Genomic DNA, 17456 nt, shown 5'->3' on the forward strand with positions numbered 1-17456 from the left:
TGCTACGAAAAGGATGAAAAAGACCGATTTTATCGATGAAAAGTAAATCTTTTCTTTGACAGGAGGAAGAAAAAGATATGGAAAATCACCAATTGTAAACCAATCGCTATCCAAATAATAGAAAATCGATCCATACTAAATAAAAAGCTGCTAAGTATGGCTACTCCATATGGAAAATAGAATGATACCCTCCAAAGTTTTTTGCTTGGATTATACAAAAATAACATCAATATCAACGCTAACAGACATTTAAATAATGCCAAAATCAGAAAACGAAGATCATTGACTCCCATTCCATACGGAGAACGAACAGTCAACTCATAATTCTCATTGTTGCCAGTATATCCATTTAATATATGGTCTTGATCAGATTTGTATAGAGGTGAACCTTCGATCAGGTTAATTAATTTGGTCCCTACTTCTAACTCTGCTGATGCATAAGTGGGAGCTTTCTTCATCCATGCCGGAACCGTATATAGCACATAGCGATCTGGTATCGTGTAATCAACTTTTGCTGTGCGAATACTTGCTATTTCTTTATATACCTCATCTGACAATACAATGACATCATAACCAGGAATAAAACTGCCTATATTCGACTGTAGATGAAAGGCTGTTGGATATCCTTGAAAGGCAATTGTACTTTTCTCTATTACGCTTTTCTGATGATAAAAAGCATTAACAGCAGTAAAGAAATAGACAGCTTCATTTTCTTTTAATTTAGAAGGAAGAGATCGTCCCAACTGTTTCGTCAGCTTTGCATACTGTGAGTAAGAAATGGCGAGTGGAAAACGTATTCCATTCGATTCTTTCAAAATCAGAAAATCCACCGTTTGCTTTTGAAAAGAAACTCTTTTCTTTGTCAACTCTTGTTCTAATAATCTTTCATACTCACCTAATTTGGATTTATCTTTATAAAGTGCCTCTAAGTAAAAAGTAAAAGCATTCTCTTTATAATATGCTTTTTGAGTCTGATAGCTAGTCAGAAAGACTTTCATTTCCCCAATAGAAGAAACAAGAAAAATAACAGCTAAAAAAGAAACTACTATTTTTCCAGTCAATCCGCTAAATATTGTTTGATTACTTAAGATAGAAACAAATTCGATTTTTTTATCCATCCAAACAAGTGAGGCGACACACAAGATAAAAAAGAAACCAAGGACTAAGTAAAAAAACGAAACACTATACCATGCTGGCTTACCGAAAAAATGAAAGGACAAATATAACAATAGAAGAAGGATAATACTTACAATAATCCATATATAAGATTGAAACCGCCCAAAAGATTTCCGCGCTTTTCTCTTTGGGTACAAAAACAAAGCCAAACACAATGAGCTAACTACAAATGCAGAGAAAAAAAGAACTACTGTTATCCCAATCGCTCTAGATGGAAAAAGAAACGGAAAAGAAGGGGTTTCCATAAGCACGGCAAATATGGGAAAGATGAGTGGACTAAACAACAGACCAAGTATGATACCAGTTACCAAGGTAGAAAATCCAAACAATACATTCTCCCAAAAAATAACCCATTTCATCTGTTTTAACGACACATCGTCAAGAGTATCAGGAGTGATATTCCCCCGTCTAATGCTTATCTGATAAATCGTGGCAAAGAGAAGAAACAAAACAAAAAGAATCCGAACCATATTGATATCCATCATATCTTTTTCTTGGATATTTAAAAATTTTTCAAACCAAGGATGATGAATAAGCATCTCGTACCAGAGATAAACCATAATAAAGAAGGTATGTATCATAAAAAACATTCGGTAAGGTTGGAAGTTTTCTTTTATATTTCTCCATACAAGTGCTTTGATAGACAGGATAAACAACCTCCTTTAAACATTTATTTTTTTAGAGTAATTTTAACAGAAAAATGATCCGAAAAAACTATTCATAGAAAAGCTATTTTTCTTAATAAATGATAATATAAATGCAGCATTCTTGGCTGGAAATATTACCTGTAAAATGATGGATATACATATCTGGGAAAATTTGTTGATGTTAATTGCAATTTTTAATACTTTGGAAACAAGTGAATAGAAGAACCCTCTCAAAAACCATCGTTTTGAAAGGGTTTTATTTTGTTTAAAATCTTTTATTTTGGAAGAAATATATCTCTCCTAATTGCTCAAATTCATCACCTATCATTTTTAATCAAAATTCCCTAGTGTTGGGAATCTGCTAATCCTGATGCTACCCTATACTAAAGGAGAAAAGAATCACTTGGAGTAATATAATTTTTTCTACTGTTCATAAAAGTAATACAATGGGCCAATCGCTCTATCCCTAGTTTAATGTGACTTTCGTTTACTTGAGAAATGCTTAATCGAAGAAGATTTTCCTTTTTATATTCTGATAAAAACATTCTGGAGGCATCATCCACATATACATGCTGATCGTTTAGCATATGCACTGTCTGTTTTGCTGTCATATTCTCAGGCAAACTGATGGAGAGAAAGAATCCTGAAGTCGGTTTAGAAAAATGAGTATTAGATGGAAGCAATAATTCACACGCCTCTTGAAGCATTTGCATTTTAGTGCTATATACCTCTTTTATTTTTTTGAGATGGCTATGAAACATACCACTTTTTAAAAAGAGTTCTAGTGAACCTTGAGAAAGTGCTGAGCTATTAAAATCCGAACTAAATTTATATCTTAAAAAATTGTTAATCATCAATGTAGGAAGAACGACTGTAGCAATTCTTAATCCTGGGAGAAAAATTTTCGAAAAGCTTTTCATATAAATCACTCTCCCAGAAGGATCAAAAGAAAATAAGGGATCTGATTTTGAATTTTGGTCAAGGTCTCCTAGAAAATCATCTTCCACTATGTATACATCGTATTTTTCAGCTAACTCCACGATTTTTTTCTTTTCCCTGTTTGTATAAGAATGCCCAAGTGGATTGTGAAATCTTGGGATAATATAGAAAAATTTTATATCATTATTTCGAAAAATATATTCCAGACGTTCGAGGTCGATGCCTTCCATTGATAACTCAATTCCAAAAGTATTAACTTGTTGCAGATGGACGGACTCAAGCAATCCAAAATAAGTGGGCTGCTCCATTAGAATATTGCTTTTTCCATTTGGAAATGGCATAGAAACTAATAAATGGAGGGCTTGCTGCGAGCCAGAAACAATGATTACTCTTTCCGGTTGAGTGAATACCTGTAGATTCTGCAAATATTTCACTAGTTGTACTCGTAAGGAGTACAGTCCTTGTTGATCAGAGTATGTAAAAAGCTCTTCTTTATATTGTTCAATTGCTTGATTGATACAATGTTGAAATTCAACATAAGGCATAACATTTTTATCTGGACCAGCAGACAAAAAATCAATCACGTCATTTTCATTCGTCTCATTTCGAAATTCATTCACTACAAAGTAACCACTTTTAGGAACAGAATAAATAAAATGCTCTTTTTCTAATTCTTCGTATGCTTTAATGACCGTATTTTTGCTACATGAAAAACGCTCAGATAGCTGACGAACAGAAGGAAGTTTACTTCCTGCAATAAGTGTCCTATCTGCTAGTCGACGCTTAATCTCTTTGGTTATCTCTATATATTTGGCGCTCATCCATTCACCCCCTACAACTGTCATGGTACAGACAGCTAAAAGAATGGTTTATTTTTATATTTGTACCTTTTATTATGTTGATTATAACAGAACTGTACTTCAACAGAAATAAAAAATGAAACAGATATGATACAAAAGAAAAAGATAGGGGTAGGATTGGATGAAGAGAGAAACCAGAGAGAAATTAGGATTATTGCTGGGCTTAATTGGTGTGATTTGTTTTAGCTTAACACTCCCGACTACACGTATTGCAGTAGAATATTTGGGGACTACGTTCGTCGGTCTAGGAAGAACAGTTGTTGCTGCTATTTTAGTGGCAATGGTATTGATTGTTCGAAAAGAAAAGCTGCCTTCTCCCCGCCAATTCAAAAGTCTGTTTCTTGTTGCAGTTGGCGCAGTTTTAGGATTTCCTCTTCTTACTTCTTGGTCAATGAAATTCTTGCCGGTTTCTCACGGTGCTGTGGAAGTTGCGCTGTTGCCATTAGCAACAGCCGGATTTGCTATGGTTAGAGCAAGGGAAATTCCTTCTCTCAAATTTTGGATTTCAAGTGTAATCGGCTCTGTAGCTGTTATTATTTATGCCTTTCACCTCGGATTTGGTTCACTACAATTTCCCGATTTGGCTTTACTACTAGCAGTGATTATACTTGGACTAAGTTATGCAGAAGGTGGGAAACTATCGAAAGAAATAGGCAGCTGGCAAGTGATTGCTTGGGCCATTTTAATCGGTGCGCCATTTTTTGTTATTCCAGTTGGGCTGAGCCTTACAACGGAAATGCTTCATGCTCCAATACACGCTTGGGCTAGTTTTATATATCTCGCAGTTGTAAGTCAATTTTTAGCATATGTCGCTTGGTATAGCGGAATGGCTATGGGGGGAATAGCAAGAGTTAGTCAGATTCAATACTTGCAACCATTTCTAATGATTCTATTTTCAGCAGTATTTCTAAATGAATCTATCACATTTTTCACTCTTACAATAGCAGTGCTTGTTGTCTTTTCTGTTATATTAGGCAAAAATGCTCCCGTATCTAAAAAAGGATCTATATTAGAGAAAAACTAATGCATGTTCAAAGGGTTGTGAAGAAGCCTAACGACTGTTTCACTTTAATTAAGTCTTTGAGACAATCTTCCCAAAAGGGTACAGGTAATTGAAGTAGGGAAAAACCGAAACTTGTCTAATGAAAAAGTGTAAAAATAGGTAAAAAGCGTATCAACACATAGGTGATACGCTTTTTTTGATCAATAGTATTTATTGCCATAGTTGAATTCAAAATCGATATTCATCCCTTTAGGGACTGTCACATATAATTTATACTTCCCTTTTTTGGGTTGACCTGAGTATTTACTTAAAGGATCAAAGTAACTCAGTGAATTTAACTTCAGTGTAGAGGTAGTGTATGTACGAACTGTTTTTCCGGTACTGCTATTTACCACTTTATAGCTAATTTTTCCCTGAGTAGAGTTATTGCTACGAGTATGAATATAGTTTTGAGATCCTGGTACATAATTGAACTCAAAATATTTAACGGATTTCCCGCTTCCGGCTTCCCCATTATAGCGTGATTTGTTATTTGGAAATGCCCAGTTGAGTCCTTCGACAGCTACAGGATTTTTTTGGTATTCGGACCAAAGTTGAGGTAAAGTTTTGCCTGTGTACTCTTTAAACAAGTCATCGGAGTAGTAGTTATTTTGAACACGTTGGTGGATTTTCAACACACTGCCTGGTGCTTTGATATGATTTAACCAACTAAAAAAGCGAGCTGTCACACCATAGCTATCCGTGTATTTTTGCGTTGATTTTACGGCTGGAAGACGCCAAGACTCAATATGGGAATAGCGGGAACGAGCGTAATCAGCCATTCCTTCTCGAAACCAACTAGGAGCTTTGACACCATTTGGATAGGCATCAACAACATGGAACATTTCATGAACCAACATACCTTGGTCATTTGGATGTTTTTTTGCATAATCTGGATTCACATAAATCACATTGCCGGCTGCATAAGCAACAGGATATTTTTCATTTTTTACGAATTTTACAACTACCTCTTTTGGTGCTTTACCCGGACTATATTGCTGAGCCATTTGCGCATAGGTGCTTTTAAACGTTTTTTCATATTTACTTACGACAGATGATAGAGCTGAATCACTGTATTCTGTAGTAAGTTTATAATCACCGCTCGTCACCACTTTTGTTGCAGCAATAGCTTTTTTTGATGGTACTCCGATTGCAGGAATACATGCAACCGTTAAGGCTAGAGCAAAAGCTATCTTTTTATTTATCAGACGCTTCATCCATCCCTCTCCTTCATATGTACTATTATTTTAGTTTATGCTATAAAAAAATAATACCTTTTTCAAGAGATACCAGAATGAAGACAAAGAGAATTAACATTTCAATCAATAGAATTGTTAAATTTTTACGCCTTTCCTTTGTAGAGTGCAACTATTTCTTCTGATTTTTGTTGAATTTTCCTTCTTAATACATCAGGTTCTATTACCCTGATCTTTGCTCCAAAACCCATGATAAAAGCTAGTGCTTCTTGCTCCACCTGAAACTGTAAAGCTACTTTGCTCCATCCTGCTTGCATCTGTTCTTCTAGTACATCTATTTTTGGAAATCTGCCCGCATAAGAGAGATTTTGGAGAATAGCAGCGTCAACTTGTGCTACTACATGATATTGAGGCAAACGTTCTACAAATTGTTCCGTTGATTTTTTCCAGTAAGACGCTAAACAAAAATCATGAGGTCGCGTGAAACTTTCTTCTGTAACTTCTACTTGTTTGATTCGATCTACACGATAAGTTCGAATTTGGTCATCTAAAGAAGCAATAAGATACCATGTACTCCCCTTTGCTACCAACCCTAAGGGATTCACTAGCCTTTTTCGATTTTCTTGATCTGCCCGCAAATACTCGATCCAAACTTTTTGATCTCTCCACAAAGCATTTTGAAGCGAAGCCAGAAATACTTGGTCTTTCTTCGTTGGATGCCAGTGTGAGCTGTCTAGATGAATACGTTCTAACATATACTCGGCATCTTTTCTTGTTTTCTGAGGAAGAATGGAAAGCAACTTCATCTGCGCTAGTTCTACCTCTTTCTTTATACCTAAATCTTGTTGAATTTTTTCAGAAAGCGGAAGAAAAAGTACTGGCATTTCCTCTTGATTCAATTGCATAATTTTTGGTTTGTAGTTTTGTAAAAGCTTCCAGCCACCATACTTACCTTTTTCTGCATAAACGGGAAAACCTTCTGCACTGAGCACATCCATATCACGGTGGATCGTTCTTTCCGAAACTTCTAGTTTCTGTGCTAGTTCTTTTGTAGTTAGCTGCTCATGAAGTTGTAGATTCAACAAAATAGAAAACAATCGATTAATCCGCATTTTTTCTCCTAGCAATTTCTTTTTTATTTAACGGTAGTAACTTAAGGAGCAGATAGGGGGAAGTAGAAGAAACAAAAGTCTCCATAAAATGCCGATGCTATGAAAATATGAAAGCCCATCCCCATCATATTTGGGAATAAGCTTGATCATAAGTTATCCTTTACTAATTTTCACAAAAGATTCCTTACATGCTGAATGGAGGGATATATCGTCCATCGATATCCGTAAATCCATATTCTCTTGCCAGATTGCCAACCTTGAACACTTGCCCACTCTTTTTCATGATTTTTGGATCATTTGCTAATGCCGTGATAGCGCGTCCAATATAATAAGGGCTTTCGGTATCTTTCAAAGCATCAATCTCCTGCCAATGTTGTTCATCTGTATGAAATGTTGACAGTACCAGTTCTGTTCTCATCCATCCCGGAGAGAGAGCTATCACAGGAATATTATCTTGTTTTAGATCAATAGATAAGCCATATGCCATGCGAGTTAAAGCGTTTTTCGCTAAATCATAGTAAAAGGTGCCTGCGTATTTGTATTCATCCCAAAATGTTGTATGAACAATAAGCCCCTGTTTCTGTTCACGGAGTAATGGGATTGCAAAGTAATTTGTAGCAAGTTGCGCTCGTACACCTGCTGTAAACATGGTATCCCAATGATTTATCGAAAATTCCCAAAAAGGTTGTGGCTTTGGATTTTGCCAGAGATCGTGTCCACCCCATACATTATTCACCAAAATATCGAGCTTGCCTTGTTCACTACGAATTTGTTTGATCAGTGCTTCTGTTTCCAAGTCTATGGTATGATCACATCGCACAGCAATACCTTTCCCTCCAGCTTCCTCAATTTGTGCCACAGTATCATCGATTGTTCCAGGCCAATTGTTTGTCGAACTCCCTTTTGTACTCCGTCCTGTAACATAAACTGTTGCCCCGGCTTTTCCTAACTCTACTGCAATCCCACGTCCAGCTCCTCTACTTCCTCCTGTTACAAGAGCTACTTTCCCATTTAATGTTTTCATGTACCTCATCCCTTTTGTACAGATTTGTTCAAGATAAAGGAGAATGATTGACTCCTTTGGTTCTCACCTCTTAAATATAAAGCCTCAATATGACATGTAATGACATATTTACAAAAGTTATAGCTAAGTACGTTGAACAAGTATATCGTCTGCACAAATCAAAACGAGTTATTTTTTCAAAAATAGCAACATATTATACATTCGATGATACCTACAAATACAGGAGGTGCAACAATGGCCATAAAGCCCCCTATGCTCCAAAGTGGTGATACGATTGGAATTGTTACACTTGGGAGTCCTTTAGGAGCCAGTACAATTGACGCAAGAATAGAAACGTTAACAAGTATGGGATTTCAGGTTTTAGTCGGGGATCATGTATATGATTATGATGGAATTGTTGCAGCCCCCGCATCAGAACGGGCCTCTGATTTCATGCGCATGATAGAAAACCCGAATGTAAAAATGATTTTAGCAAGTAGAGGTGGCACTGGTGTCAAAGATATTCTCCCTTATCTCGATTATGATGTTATCCGGAGAAATCCAAAAATAATTTCTGGCTATAGTGATATAACGATCTTATTAAATGTAATCTATCAATTTTCCGATCTCATTACTTTTCAAGGTCTTATGCTCATTGATTTCACACCTAATACCCCCACTTATAACTATGAGCAATTTTTTATCACCACATCCTCCTTCACAAATAGAAGACAAATAGAAAACCCAGTAGGAATACCACTTACAAGTCTCGTACAAGGTAATGTTACTGGACCAATCGTAGGTGGGAATCTCACCTCTTTTGCCGATACACTTGGAACACCATATGAAATAAATACAAATGGGAAAATATTACTCCTAGAAGAAATTCATGAGTCAACAGAGAAAATCTATCGTGATTTAACACGATTAATCCAAGCAGGAAAATTTCGAGATTGTATTGGGATCGTGATGGGTGAATGTACTAATTGCCCCATTTCTTATGGAACTTCCTATGATACTCTCATAAACTCTTTACTTGTCCCGCTTGGAAAACCACTGATGACAAACTTAAATACTGCTCATGGGACCTATAAGACTACCATTCCCATTGGCGCAAGAATAAACTTAAATACATATGAAAATACACTTACTGTAGTTGAATCTGTTGTTCGTGCGTAAGGAAAATAAGTTGACAAACCCAAAATACAATTATTTTTCAAACAAAATGAACATACATATAATCAATTGTTTGATTAGCAACTTAGAAAAGATAATTCTGGGTATTGTCGAGACTTATGAAAGGCATAGATTTTGTTAGTTTCTAAACATTTCACTCTGGGAACGTGTCGAAACCCCAATAAATGACACTTCACAAAATATGATCCACGAATCCAGCTATATCCGTGTAATGCGTTTTAACTTCTTGAGAACATAGTCAATAGACTGTTTTTTGTTATAATTTTCATACTCATTATTGTCTAACTTAGTATGTTAGAGGTCACCTCATGACGGAGAACAGGCTTACTACCGAGAGTAAGTGCATCCTGGGAACTCAGGTTCATTCGCTCTATCTGTGTCAGGGCGAGGTGTACTACATCTTCCCTGATCTCACTGCCGAAACTCAATTCGGAGACATCACCGTCTTCACAACATGCCACCACACGGTGTTCGTGGATGGTGATCGGCGCTTCAAGGTTCAGCCGAATGGAACACCGGCAAAGCACTTCTTCTGTGTGGACGAGTATGGCAGCCAGAATCGCAGCCGTTTTAACGTTTGGCTACAGGTCATCGACCGCTGGCTCTGCAATGCGGAAGATGGGAAGATGGGCAGAAGTCGGAGGCCTACCCCTGGTTGAGCGACCCTGATCTCGAAGAGGACCGCCTGAACACCTGGTGGAACATCTGGAGTAGGGAGCTCCGGATCACTCAGTACTAAGTGACTTCCTCTCCGGTCGACAATGGCACACGCTCCTCTCGTTGTCGAGAGGAGCACCAATTCTACCTCCTTTTCTCTGAACAAAAAAACCGTTTTATCTCCTCTATAGTGTGTGGATTTTCCAATGAAGAAAGATCCCCAAGTATCTCTCCTAAATATGCCGCACGCAAAACACGCCTTAAAATTTTTCCATTTCTGGTTCTTGGCAATTCTTTCACAACATGAATACTTTTTGGTTTTAGAGGTTTCCCTAGCTTCTTTATCACAAACTCCTTTAGTTCTTGTTCTATCTGCTTCGAAGGAGAGCTCTGCTTATTTAGCGTGACAAAACAGACAGCAACGGTTCCCTTGACTTCATCTGGAATACCAATCGCTGCTGCTTCCACTACTACATTATGTGAAACAAGTACTGTCTCATACTCAATTGGCCCTATTCTTTTACCAGCAACTTTGAGGGTGTCATCACTGCGCCCTTCTATATACCAATAGCCTTGTGCATTTTTTCTTGCCCAGTCTCCATGCACCCATAGACCGGAAAATCGTGCCCAATAACTATTTTCATAGCGATCTGGATTCCTCCAAAATCCCCTCGTCATACCCGGCCAAGCTTGCCGTATAACCAACTCCCCTACTTCATTTTCCACTGAATTTCCATTTGTATTTACAATATCCACGATCATACCTGGAATTGGCCCATGAAAAGAGCATGGTTCCAATGGAAGACCAGGGAAACTGGACAAAATACCACCAGATATCTCTGTTCCACCCGAATAATTTACAATTGCACATCTCATTTTACCTACTTTTTTATACAACCACAGCCAGGGATCTTTGTTCCAGGGCTCGCCCGAAGAGCCAAATACTTTTAAACAAGATAAATCGTGCTTATCAACCCACTCCAGCCCGCTACTCATCAACATCCGTACTGTTGTTGGAGAAATACCTAGATGAGTAATCTGGTGCTTTTCGACCAAATTCCAGAGTCGACTGCTGTTTGGATAATCAGGTGTGCCTTCATATAATACAATCGTACCTCCTAGTAAAAGTGCACCAAAAACCATCCAAGGCCCCATCATCCAGCCCATATCTGTTACCCAGCAGAGTGTATCTTCCGATTGAAAATGAAAGGCATATTTCAAATCTTGTGCAGCTTTTAGAGGGAAACCTGCATGTGTATGGACTGTACCTTTTGGTTTACCAGTTGTACCTGATGTATACAACAACATACATGGAGTTTCTGCTCCCACCCAGATAAGCGGACTTTGATTTGGTGTGTTTTCCAGTAGTGTCTGATAGGATATCCATTCTACCTGTAGGTCACTGACCTGAAACTGTTCTCGAGATCGTTCTACCACAACAACATGCGAAAGGGTGACACATTGCTGTGCTGCTTTCTGAGCTTCCTTCCCCATCATCATTTTCTTCCCACGTCGATAGAAAAAATCAGCTGTTATCAGTAGCTTTGCACCACTATCATCTACTCTTGTAGCAACCGCTTCAGCAGCATATCCGGAAAAAACCGGAATCACAATAGCTCCGATTTTTGCTGCACCTAACATAACGACGACCGTTTCTGGAATCATAGGGAGATAAATGACAATACGATCCCCTTTTTGAATACCGAGCTGAAGCAGACCATGAGCAAATCGATCTGTTTCCTCCGCAAGCTCTCGATATGTTAGCTGTCTTTGTTCCCCATCATCAGCTTCCCAGCAAATGGCATGCTTTTCTGCTGATTTACCTTGTACATGTTTATCAACAGCATCATAGGCGATGTTCATTTTCCCATCTGTATACCATCGGGTCCAAGCAATCCCCCGAGAATCATCCATGACTTTGCTATACGGTTTATACCAAGTCAATCCTACTGCTTTCTCCATGTGGGACCAGAACCATGCTGGATCTTGTTCGATTGCTTGATAAAGTTCGTTTAATGATGCAAATCCAAGCTGTTTGATGAGTTGATATAAATTGGATTTTTCCCATTTTATGGAGGTAGGTAAATAGGTTTGTTTTTCTTCACTCAATGTGATTCATCCCTTTCCAACATGTATTGATTTTGCGATAAATCATTTTCGAAAAATCAGCAAATAGACCCTTTACAAGGAGACCAAGCCTCTCCCAGCAAGATCAAATCCTTCATACATGTTTCAAATAGATGCAGGAGAACGATTATTTAACACTTTTAAGTTAGTGATTAAAACATTTCTACCTAAAATGAAATAAGGAGAATAAGCTGAGCCAGACAACAAGGAGTAAGCGCTTACAAAGATAATATTATAACTATTCCTATTTATGATTTTATCATAGGCAAAAAATATTTTATTGATATATACTTTTATTAGTAGAAGGGATGCTGCTAACGGAAAGTAATACAGTGGCAGTTAGTGGAATATGGAATTAAGATTCAAGATAGACAGGTGTGCACAGATATCGAAATATCTGTGCACCTTTTAGCTAATTTGGATATCCGGATTGAGCGTGAGCATATGTCAATTGTGTATCTATACTCACATACTTGTCGTCAGCAATGAGACGCTCGATTACTTCTTCCAGATAACGAATAGACAGACCAAGTTTTTGCTGCCTAATTGGTATCTTCACAAGAGGATAGGCTTCATTCATTTTCAAGATGGCTTGACAGAGCGCTTTGAATTCATCAGTCGTTAGCGTTCTGCCTTTCCTAACTCTCTTGAAAACAGAATCGATCAGTACTCTAGCTTCCTCAATAAGCCGCTCCGATTTCGCAAGATCAGTCTCCTGCATCTGATCGCCATTCTGGACATCGTTCTTCTTAGCCATTTCTCTCCAATGAGTGCTAAATCATATAAAAAGAAATACAAATCATATCTTAACACAGAAAAATATTTAGAGAACAAATATTTTTAAATGTATAAACTTATATATTGGAATTCAAATTATCAGAAAAAACTGTTCAGAAAGAATATTGCTTGCCAACTCATTCCCCCTCATGTTTTAAATGTTTTATAGAATAAGCTAAGCGATTGGAAAGTCATTTCGCAACCGTCGTTTTCAATCAGTTTCATTTAGAACATCTTATAAGTTAAATCCTTAAAAAAGCGATCGCCCTGTTTTCGTTTTGAACTGCTAGTGGCAGTAAACGAAAACAGGGCGAGTGGTGCTTTACAGCACCACAAGGCTCACAGCCGATCAGGCAGCGATCGAGTGGTCACGCTGTGCCAGCGGCACAATCCACTTCCAGGGCTTGTATCCCTTGGCAGCGTACTTGGCGCACACCTCTTCGATCGCCCATGGATCGTCTCGAACCACCACCAGTGCCTCGAACACATCCGACGTCCGGGCCGCGAAGCAATCGCGAACCCACTCCGCCGTGCACTTGTATGTCACGTACTGGATGATGTGGTTCATCGCACCATCCTGTACCCACCAGGCCGGTCGGTGAGAACCTTCGCCGATGTTCATCCCGAACTCGTCGAGCTGGCGACGGCGGAAGTTCTCCACCAGTGGATTCTGAGCGGCCACGATCTTGTCGTTGGGCATTCCACCCGTACACGCGATGAGCTGCCCGGTCTTGTGGATCCCCAGCAGAACCACCTTGCCAGAGCGGTCACCATCCGTCTCATCGATGATGTTCGTTCCGTCGCAGATCGCCGGGATCGCATCCGGGTTGCTGATGATCGCCTTCGTGTACGAAGGGCTGTTCCAGCGGGAGTACGGACGACCGGTTCCCTCCGCTTGGAGCTTCGCGAACGGGAACAGAGTACGGTTCATACCGATCCGGAGCTGCGGCTTACGCCGCAGGAGCCGCGAACCCTTCTTCAGTCGGACAGAACCGCCCCAGATGACACCGGGCTTCGATCCGGTCTCAGCGACGAAGTTGAAGGCTGCCTGGATCTCGTCCGTGGACCACTGAGGGTCGGGCTCACGGAAGAAGACGGTACGCAGGTCCTCGGGAAGGTTGGTGATGTCCTTGTGGAGGTCCAGATTGACGCGCATGTTTGTCCCAATCTTGTACTGTGATCCTTAGGTCATAAAGACCTCTTTGTTATGAGTATAATACAGAAACCTCCTATCTTCCAATTTATTTGCCATAAATTTAAGGGTCATTCGCATAATTGAATCGCTAGATTCTCTCCTCCAATCAATAAGTTTTCGTTCTTCGATTATTATCTCTCCTGTTCTCTATGTCCTATTTTATTTTTCGAGTCATAACCCTAAGTTCTGAAAAATAGACTTTCCGTTAAACTACTTGAAGTTTTAAATCTAATTTTCTATATAATTGATTCTTCACTTTGCATAAGATAAAAATCCCTTGACAGCTACTGTCAAGGGATTTCAAGGTTTAATCTATTCCTTTATGCAATTAGTAAACTACTGGGAGAAACATGACCTCAGCTTCTCCTGTGTCAAACACCCAGAGCAAGCAATACCAGCTATGATTCGCTTCATTAATTCTTATTGTTGAAAAACTACTTTAGAATTGCTGTTCTAATCTCATCGACTGTAATCGTTTGAATTTCTTTAACACCAGACAATCTTTGATCATTGGTAATGAAAAAATCAGCTCCTGAAGTAATAGCTGTTGCTAAAATAAATGCGTCTGGTGTTTTCAAGTGATACTTACCACGTAGATAAGCCGCTTGTTCAGATACTTCAACACTGACTGGTTCAACGAACAGATTTGGAAAATGAGAAAAGAGTATCCGATAGCGTTTTTCTAGTGCCTCATCACCTTCTCGAATAGGTTTGGTTAAAATTTCTGTCAATGTTATCACAGAAGCAATTGCTTGCACTCTTCCTTCTTCTACTACTTCTAAAATTGTTTTTACCGTTTCTCCATAGTTTGGATGCTGTTCAAATGCGTAAATAAATAAATTCGTATCCATAGCTATTCGCTGAATATCAGCAAAAAAACGACTTACTCCCACCCTTCTCTCTCCTTATTCACATATTCATCCGCAGTTTCTTTTTCCCATAACTTCCTGCCAAGTCCCCAAAATGCTTCCGAGAATTTAATCGGTTTTCTAATAATAATGATTTCATCACGTAACTCGTCATACTTCCAAATCAACTCATCACCAATATCTAGTTTTGCTTTCTCACGAATATCTTTCGGAATCGTCGTTTGATACCTTTGCTTTATCTCACTTTCTAAACGCAGAGCATGATCCATCACCAAAAACCTCCGCTCTTATTTCAGATATATTTTTATTTTATCATACATACTAACACTTTATTCTGACAACCTTAATTTTCTTCCACAAAAAAAGCTCTATCTAATTTTTATTTTTAGATAGAGCTTTCATGCTGTTATCGTTATGGCTAATTTAGTACTTTCATGACATTGCGGACAGAATCAGCGGACTTATCAAGCGCTGCTTTTTCAGACTCAGTAAGTTCCAATTCCAATACTTTCTCAATCCCACTGCCACCAAGTACTACTGGTACTCCGAGGTAGAGGTTTTGATAACCGTATTCTCCCTCTAAGTAGGCAATGGCAGGAAGGATACGCTTTTTATCTTTGAGAATTGCCTCCGCCATTTGCACCAGAGATGCAGCTGGGGCGTAGTAGGCACTGCCATTACCTAGCAAATTAACAATCTCACCGCCACCGATACGAGCCCGTGCTACAATCGCATCCAAACGATCTTTGGGGATCAATTTTTCGAGTGGGATTCCACCAGCATAGGAATAACGCACAAGTGGAACCATGTCATCTCCATGACCACCAAGCACAAATCCGCTGATATCTTCCACAGAGATGTTTAGCTCTTTAGCTACAAACGTACGGAAACGAGCGGTATCAAGTACACCAGATTGCCCAATAACACGGTGTTTTGGAAATCCAGAGGTACGGAATACTTCATAGGTCATTGCATCTACTGGGTTAGTAAGAACAAGAATGATGCTTTCTGGAGAGTATTTTACCACTTGCTCTGTTACCGAACGCATCACTTTTGCATTGGTGTTCACAAGGTCATCGCGACTCATACCAGGTTTACGAGCAATCCCAGCAGTAATGATGACAACATCAGATTCTGCTGTGTCTTCATAGCTGCTTGTACCTGTGATATTTGCATCAAAACCTTGTACAGGACTCGCTTCTAGCATATCAAGCGCTTTCCCTTTGGTTGGGTTTTCTGCTTGAGGTATATCTACTAATACAATATCCCCAAGTTCTTTTTGCGCGAGCATCAACGCTGTAGTTGCACCAGTAAACCCTGCACCAATCACAGATATTTTACGACGTTTAATAGCTGTCATGCTATGTTCCTCCTACAAATTTTCAATAAGATGATTAGCAAATTCTGAACATTTTACTTCCGTTGCACCTTCCATCAAACGAGCAAAATCATAAGTGACCGTTTTATCCAAAATCGTTTTTGCTAAAGATTGATGAATGAGATCAGCTGCTTCTTGCCATCCGAGATGTTCCAGCATAAGCACACCCGAAAGAATGACAGAACCAGGATTTACTTTATCCAATCCAGCATATTTTGGTGCAGTGCCATGAGTAGCTTCAAAAATTGCATGACCTGTTACATAGTTAATATTTGCCCCTGGAGCAATGCCTATGCCACCTACTTGAGCGGCTAGTGCATCAGAAATATAGTCTCCATTTAGGTTCAGTGTAGCAATTACATCGTATTCTTTTGGCCGGGTAAGTACCTGTTGAAGGAAGGCATCAGCGATTACGTCCTTCACAATCAATTTTCCTGCTTCTGTTGCTGCTTGTTGTACTTCATCTGCTGCTTGTTTTCCTTGCTCTGCTGCAATGCGGTCGTATTGTGCCCATGTGAATACTTTGTCGCCAAATTCACGCTCCGCTAATTCATAGCCCCACTGTTTAAACGCACCTTCGGTGAATTTCATGATGTTACCTTTATGAACCAGCGTCACACTTGAGCGTTTATGTAAAAGTGCATATTCAATTGCAGCTCTCACTAGTCGCTCTGTTCCTTCTTTTGAAACAGGCTTTACACCAATCCCAGATGTTTCTGGGAAACGAATTTTCTTTACACCCATCTCTTCCTGCAAAAACTGAATCACTTTCTTCGCTTCAGCAGATTCGGCTTCCCACTCAATACCTGCATAAATATCTTCGGAGTTTTCACGGAAAATAACCATATCCACATGTTCTGGATATTTCACTGGACTTGGAACTCCATCTACATAGCGAACAGGGCGCACGCATACATATAAATCCAATTCTTGCCGCAAAGCTACATTAAGAGAACGGATTCCGCCACCTACAGGAGTTGTCAATGGCCCTTTAATAGCTACCAAATATTCTTTGATTGTGTCTAGCGTTTCCTCAGGCAACCATTCTCCTACTTGATTTTTTGCTTTTTCTCCTGCATAAACTTCTTTCCATGCGATTTTCTTTTCTCCATTGTATGCTTTATCAACTGCTGCATCCAATACCCGCTTCGAAGCTGCCCAAATGTCCGGACCTGTCCCATCTCCTTCGATAAAAGGAATAACCGGATGATTCGGAACCCGCAATCTGCCATTTTCCCCCATTGTAATCTTTTCTGCTGTCATGTATGTACTGCCTCCTTA

Annotated in this window: 15 protein-coding genes; 3 read left to right on the forward strand and 12 right to left on the reverse strand. The window is 39.1% G+C overall.

The features are described from left to right. Nucleotides 1–29: 29 nt before the first annotated feature. Both GSM42_RS10310 and GSM42_RS10315 read right to left on the reverse strand, forming a co-directional pair. A complete protein-coding gene (locus tag GSM42_RS10310; protein ID WP_160801458.1) occupies nt 30–1832 on the reverse strand; it encodes an ABC transporter permease family protein in 1803 nt (600 codons plus the stop codon). Nucleotides 1833–2206: 374 nt separating this feature from the next. Further along, nucleotides 2207–3583: an aminotransferase-like domain-containing protein gene (locus GSM42_RS10315; RefSeq protein ID WP_160801459.1), complete on the reverse strand. Its 1377-nt coding sequence runs from the start codon at nt 3581–3583 to the stop codon at nt 2207–2209. Between the two features lie 160 nt (nt 3584–3743). Between GSM42_RS10315 and GSM42_RS10320 the strand changes: the two genes are divergently transcribed. Next, on the forward strand, nt 3744–4646 hold the full coding sequence (locus GSM42_RS10320) for a DMT family transporter (RefSeq protein WP_160801460.1): 903 nt from the start codon (nt 3744–3746) through the stop codon (nt 4644–4646). A gap of 179 nt (nt 4647–4825) precedes the next feature. Here GSM42_RS10320 and GSM42_RS10325 read toward each other — a convergent pair whose 3' ends face one another. From GSM42_RS10325 to GSM42_RS10335, 3 genes are all read right to left on the reverse strand, one after another. Continuing rightward, nucleotides 4826–5881: a basic secretory protein-like protein gene (locus GSM42_RS10325; protein ID WP_160801461.1), complete on the reverse strand. Its 1056-nt coding sequence runs from the start codon at nt 5879–5881 to the stop codon at nt 4826–4828. A gap of 125 nt (nt 5882–6006) precedes the next feature. Beyond that, nucleotides 6007–6972, reverse strand: a complete 966-nt coding sequence (locus tag GSM42_RS10330) for a helix-turn-helix transcriptional regulator (protein WP_237446560.1) — start codon at nt 6970–6972, stop codon at nt 6007–6009. Nucleotides 6973–7156: 184 nt separating this feature from the next. Further along, nucleotides 7157–7996: an SDR family NAD(P)-dependent oxidoreductase gene (locus tag GSM42_RS10335; protein ID WP_160801463.1), complete on the reverse strand. Its 840-nt coding sequence runs from the start codon at nt 7994–7996 to the stop codon at nt 7157–7159. 234 nt (nt 7997–8230) lie between these two features. Here GSM42_RS10335 and GSM42_RS10340 point away from each other — a divergent pair, with 234 nt between their 5' ends. Both GSM42_RS10340 and GSM42_RS10345 read left to right on the forward strand, forming a co-directional pair. Beyond that, on the forward strand, nt 8231–9154 hold the full coding sequence (locus GSM42_RS10340; protein WP_160801464.1) for a S66 peptidase family protein: 924 nt from the start codon (nt 8231–8233) through the stop codon (nt 9152–9154). 326 nt (nt 9155–9480) lie between these two features. Continuing rightward, a complete protein-coding gene (locus GSM42_RS10345) occupies nt 9481–9831 on the forward strand; it encodes a hypothetical protein (protein ID WP_160801465.1) in 351 nt (116 codons plus the stop codon). A gap of 142 nt (nt 9832–9973) precedes the next feature. On the opposite strand, the gene GSM42_RS10350 is transcribed toward GSM42_RS10345, so the two are convergent. From GSM42_RS10350 to icd, 7 genes are all read right to left on the reverse strand, one after another. Next, nucleotides 9974–11938 carry an AMP-binding protein gene (locus GSM42_RS10350; protein ID WP_160801466.1) on the reverse strand — a complete coding sequence of 655 codons (1965 nt, stop codon included), beginning with the start codon at nt 11936–11938 and terminating at the stop codon, nt 9974–9976. 430 nt (nt 11939–12368) lie between these two features. Next, on the reverse strand, nt 12369–12713 hold the full coding sequence (locus GSM42_RS10355) for a hypothetical protein (protein WP_160801467.1): 345 nt from the start codon (nt 12711–12713) through the stop codon (nt 12369–12371). A gap of 369 nt (nt 12714–13082) precedes the next feature. Next, nucleotides 13083–13889, reverse strand: coding sequence for a hypothetical protein (locus GSM42_RS10360; RefSeq protein ID WP_160801468.1), 807 nt, complete (start codon nt 13887–13889; stop codon nt 13083–13085). A gap of 473 nt (nt 13890–14362) precedes the next feature. Then, nucleotides 14363–14821, reverse strand: coding sequence for a PIN domain-containing protein (locus GSM42_RS10365; RefSeq protein ID WP_160801469.1), 459 nt, complete (start codon nt 14819–14821; stop codon nt 14363–14365). Then, complete coding sequence (locus GSM42_RS10370) at nt 14812–15066, reverse strand: AbrB/MazE/SpoVT family DNA-binding domain-containing protein (RefSeq protein WP_237446571.1); 255 nt, start codon at nt 15064–15066, stop codon at nt 14812–14814. The genes GSM42_RS10365 and GSM42_RS10370 overlap by 10 nt, the downstream gene beginning before the upstream one ends. Before the next feature lie 149 nt (nt 15067–15215). Next, nucleotides 15216–16157 carry a malate dehydrogenase gene (gene mdh / locus GSM42_RS10375; RefSeq protein ID WP_160801471.1) on the reverse strand — a complete coding sequence of 314 codons (942 nt, stop codon included), beginning with the start codon at nt 16155–16157 and terminating at the stop codon, nt 15216–15218. A gap of 12 nt (nt 16158–16169) precedes the next feature. After that, nucleotides 16170–17438: an NADP-dependent isocitrate dehydrogenase gene (icd, locus tag GSM42_RS10380; protein ID WP_160801472.1), complete on the reverse strand. Its 1269-nt coding sequence runs from the start codon at nt 17436–17438 to the stop codon at nt 16170–16172. Nucleotides 17439–17456 lie beyond the last annotated feature (18 nt).

The sequence above is a fragment of the Shimazuella alba genome (genome assembly GCF_009831235.1).
GTDB classification, from domain to species: domain Bacteria; phylum Bacillota; class Bacilli; order Thermoactinomycetales; family Thermoactinomycetaceae; genus Shimazuella; species Shimazuella alba.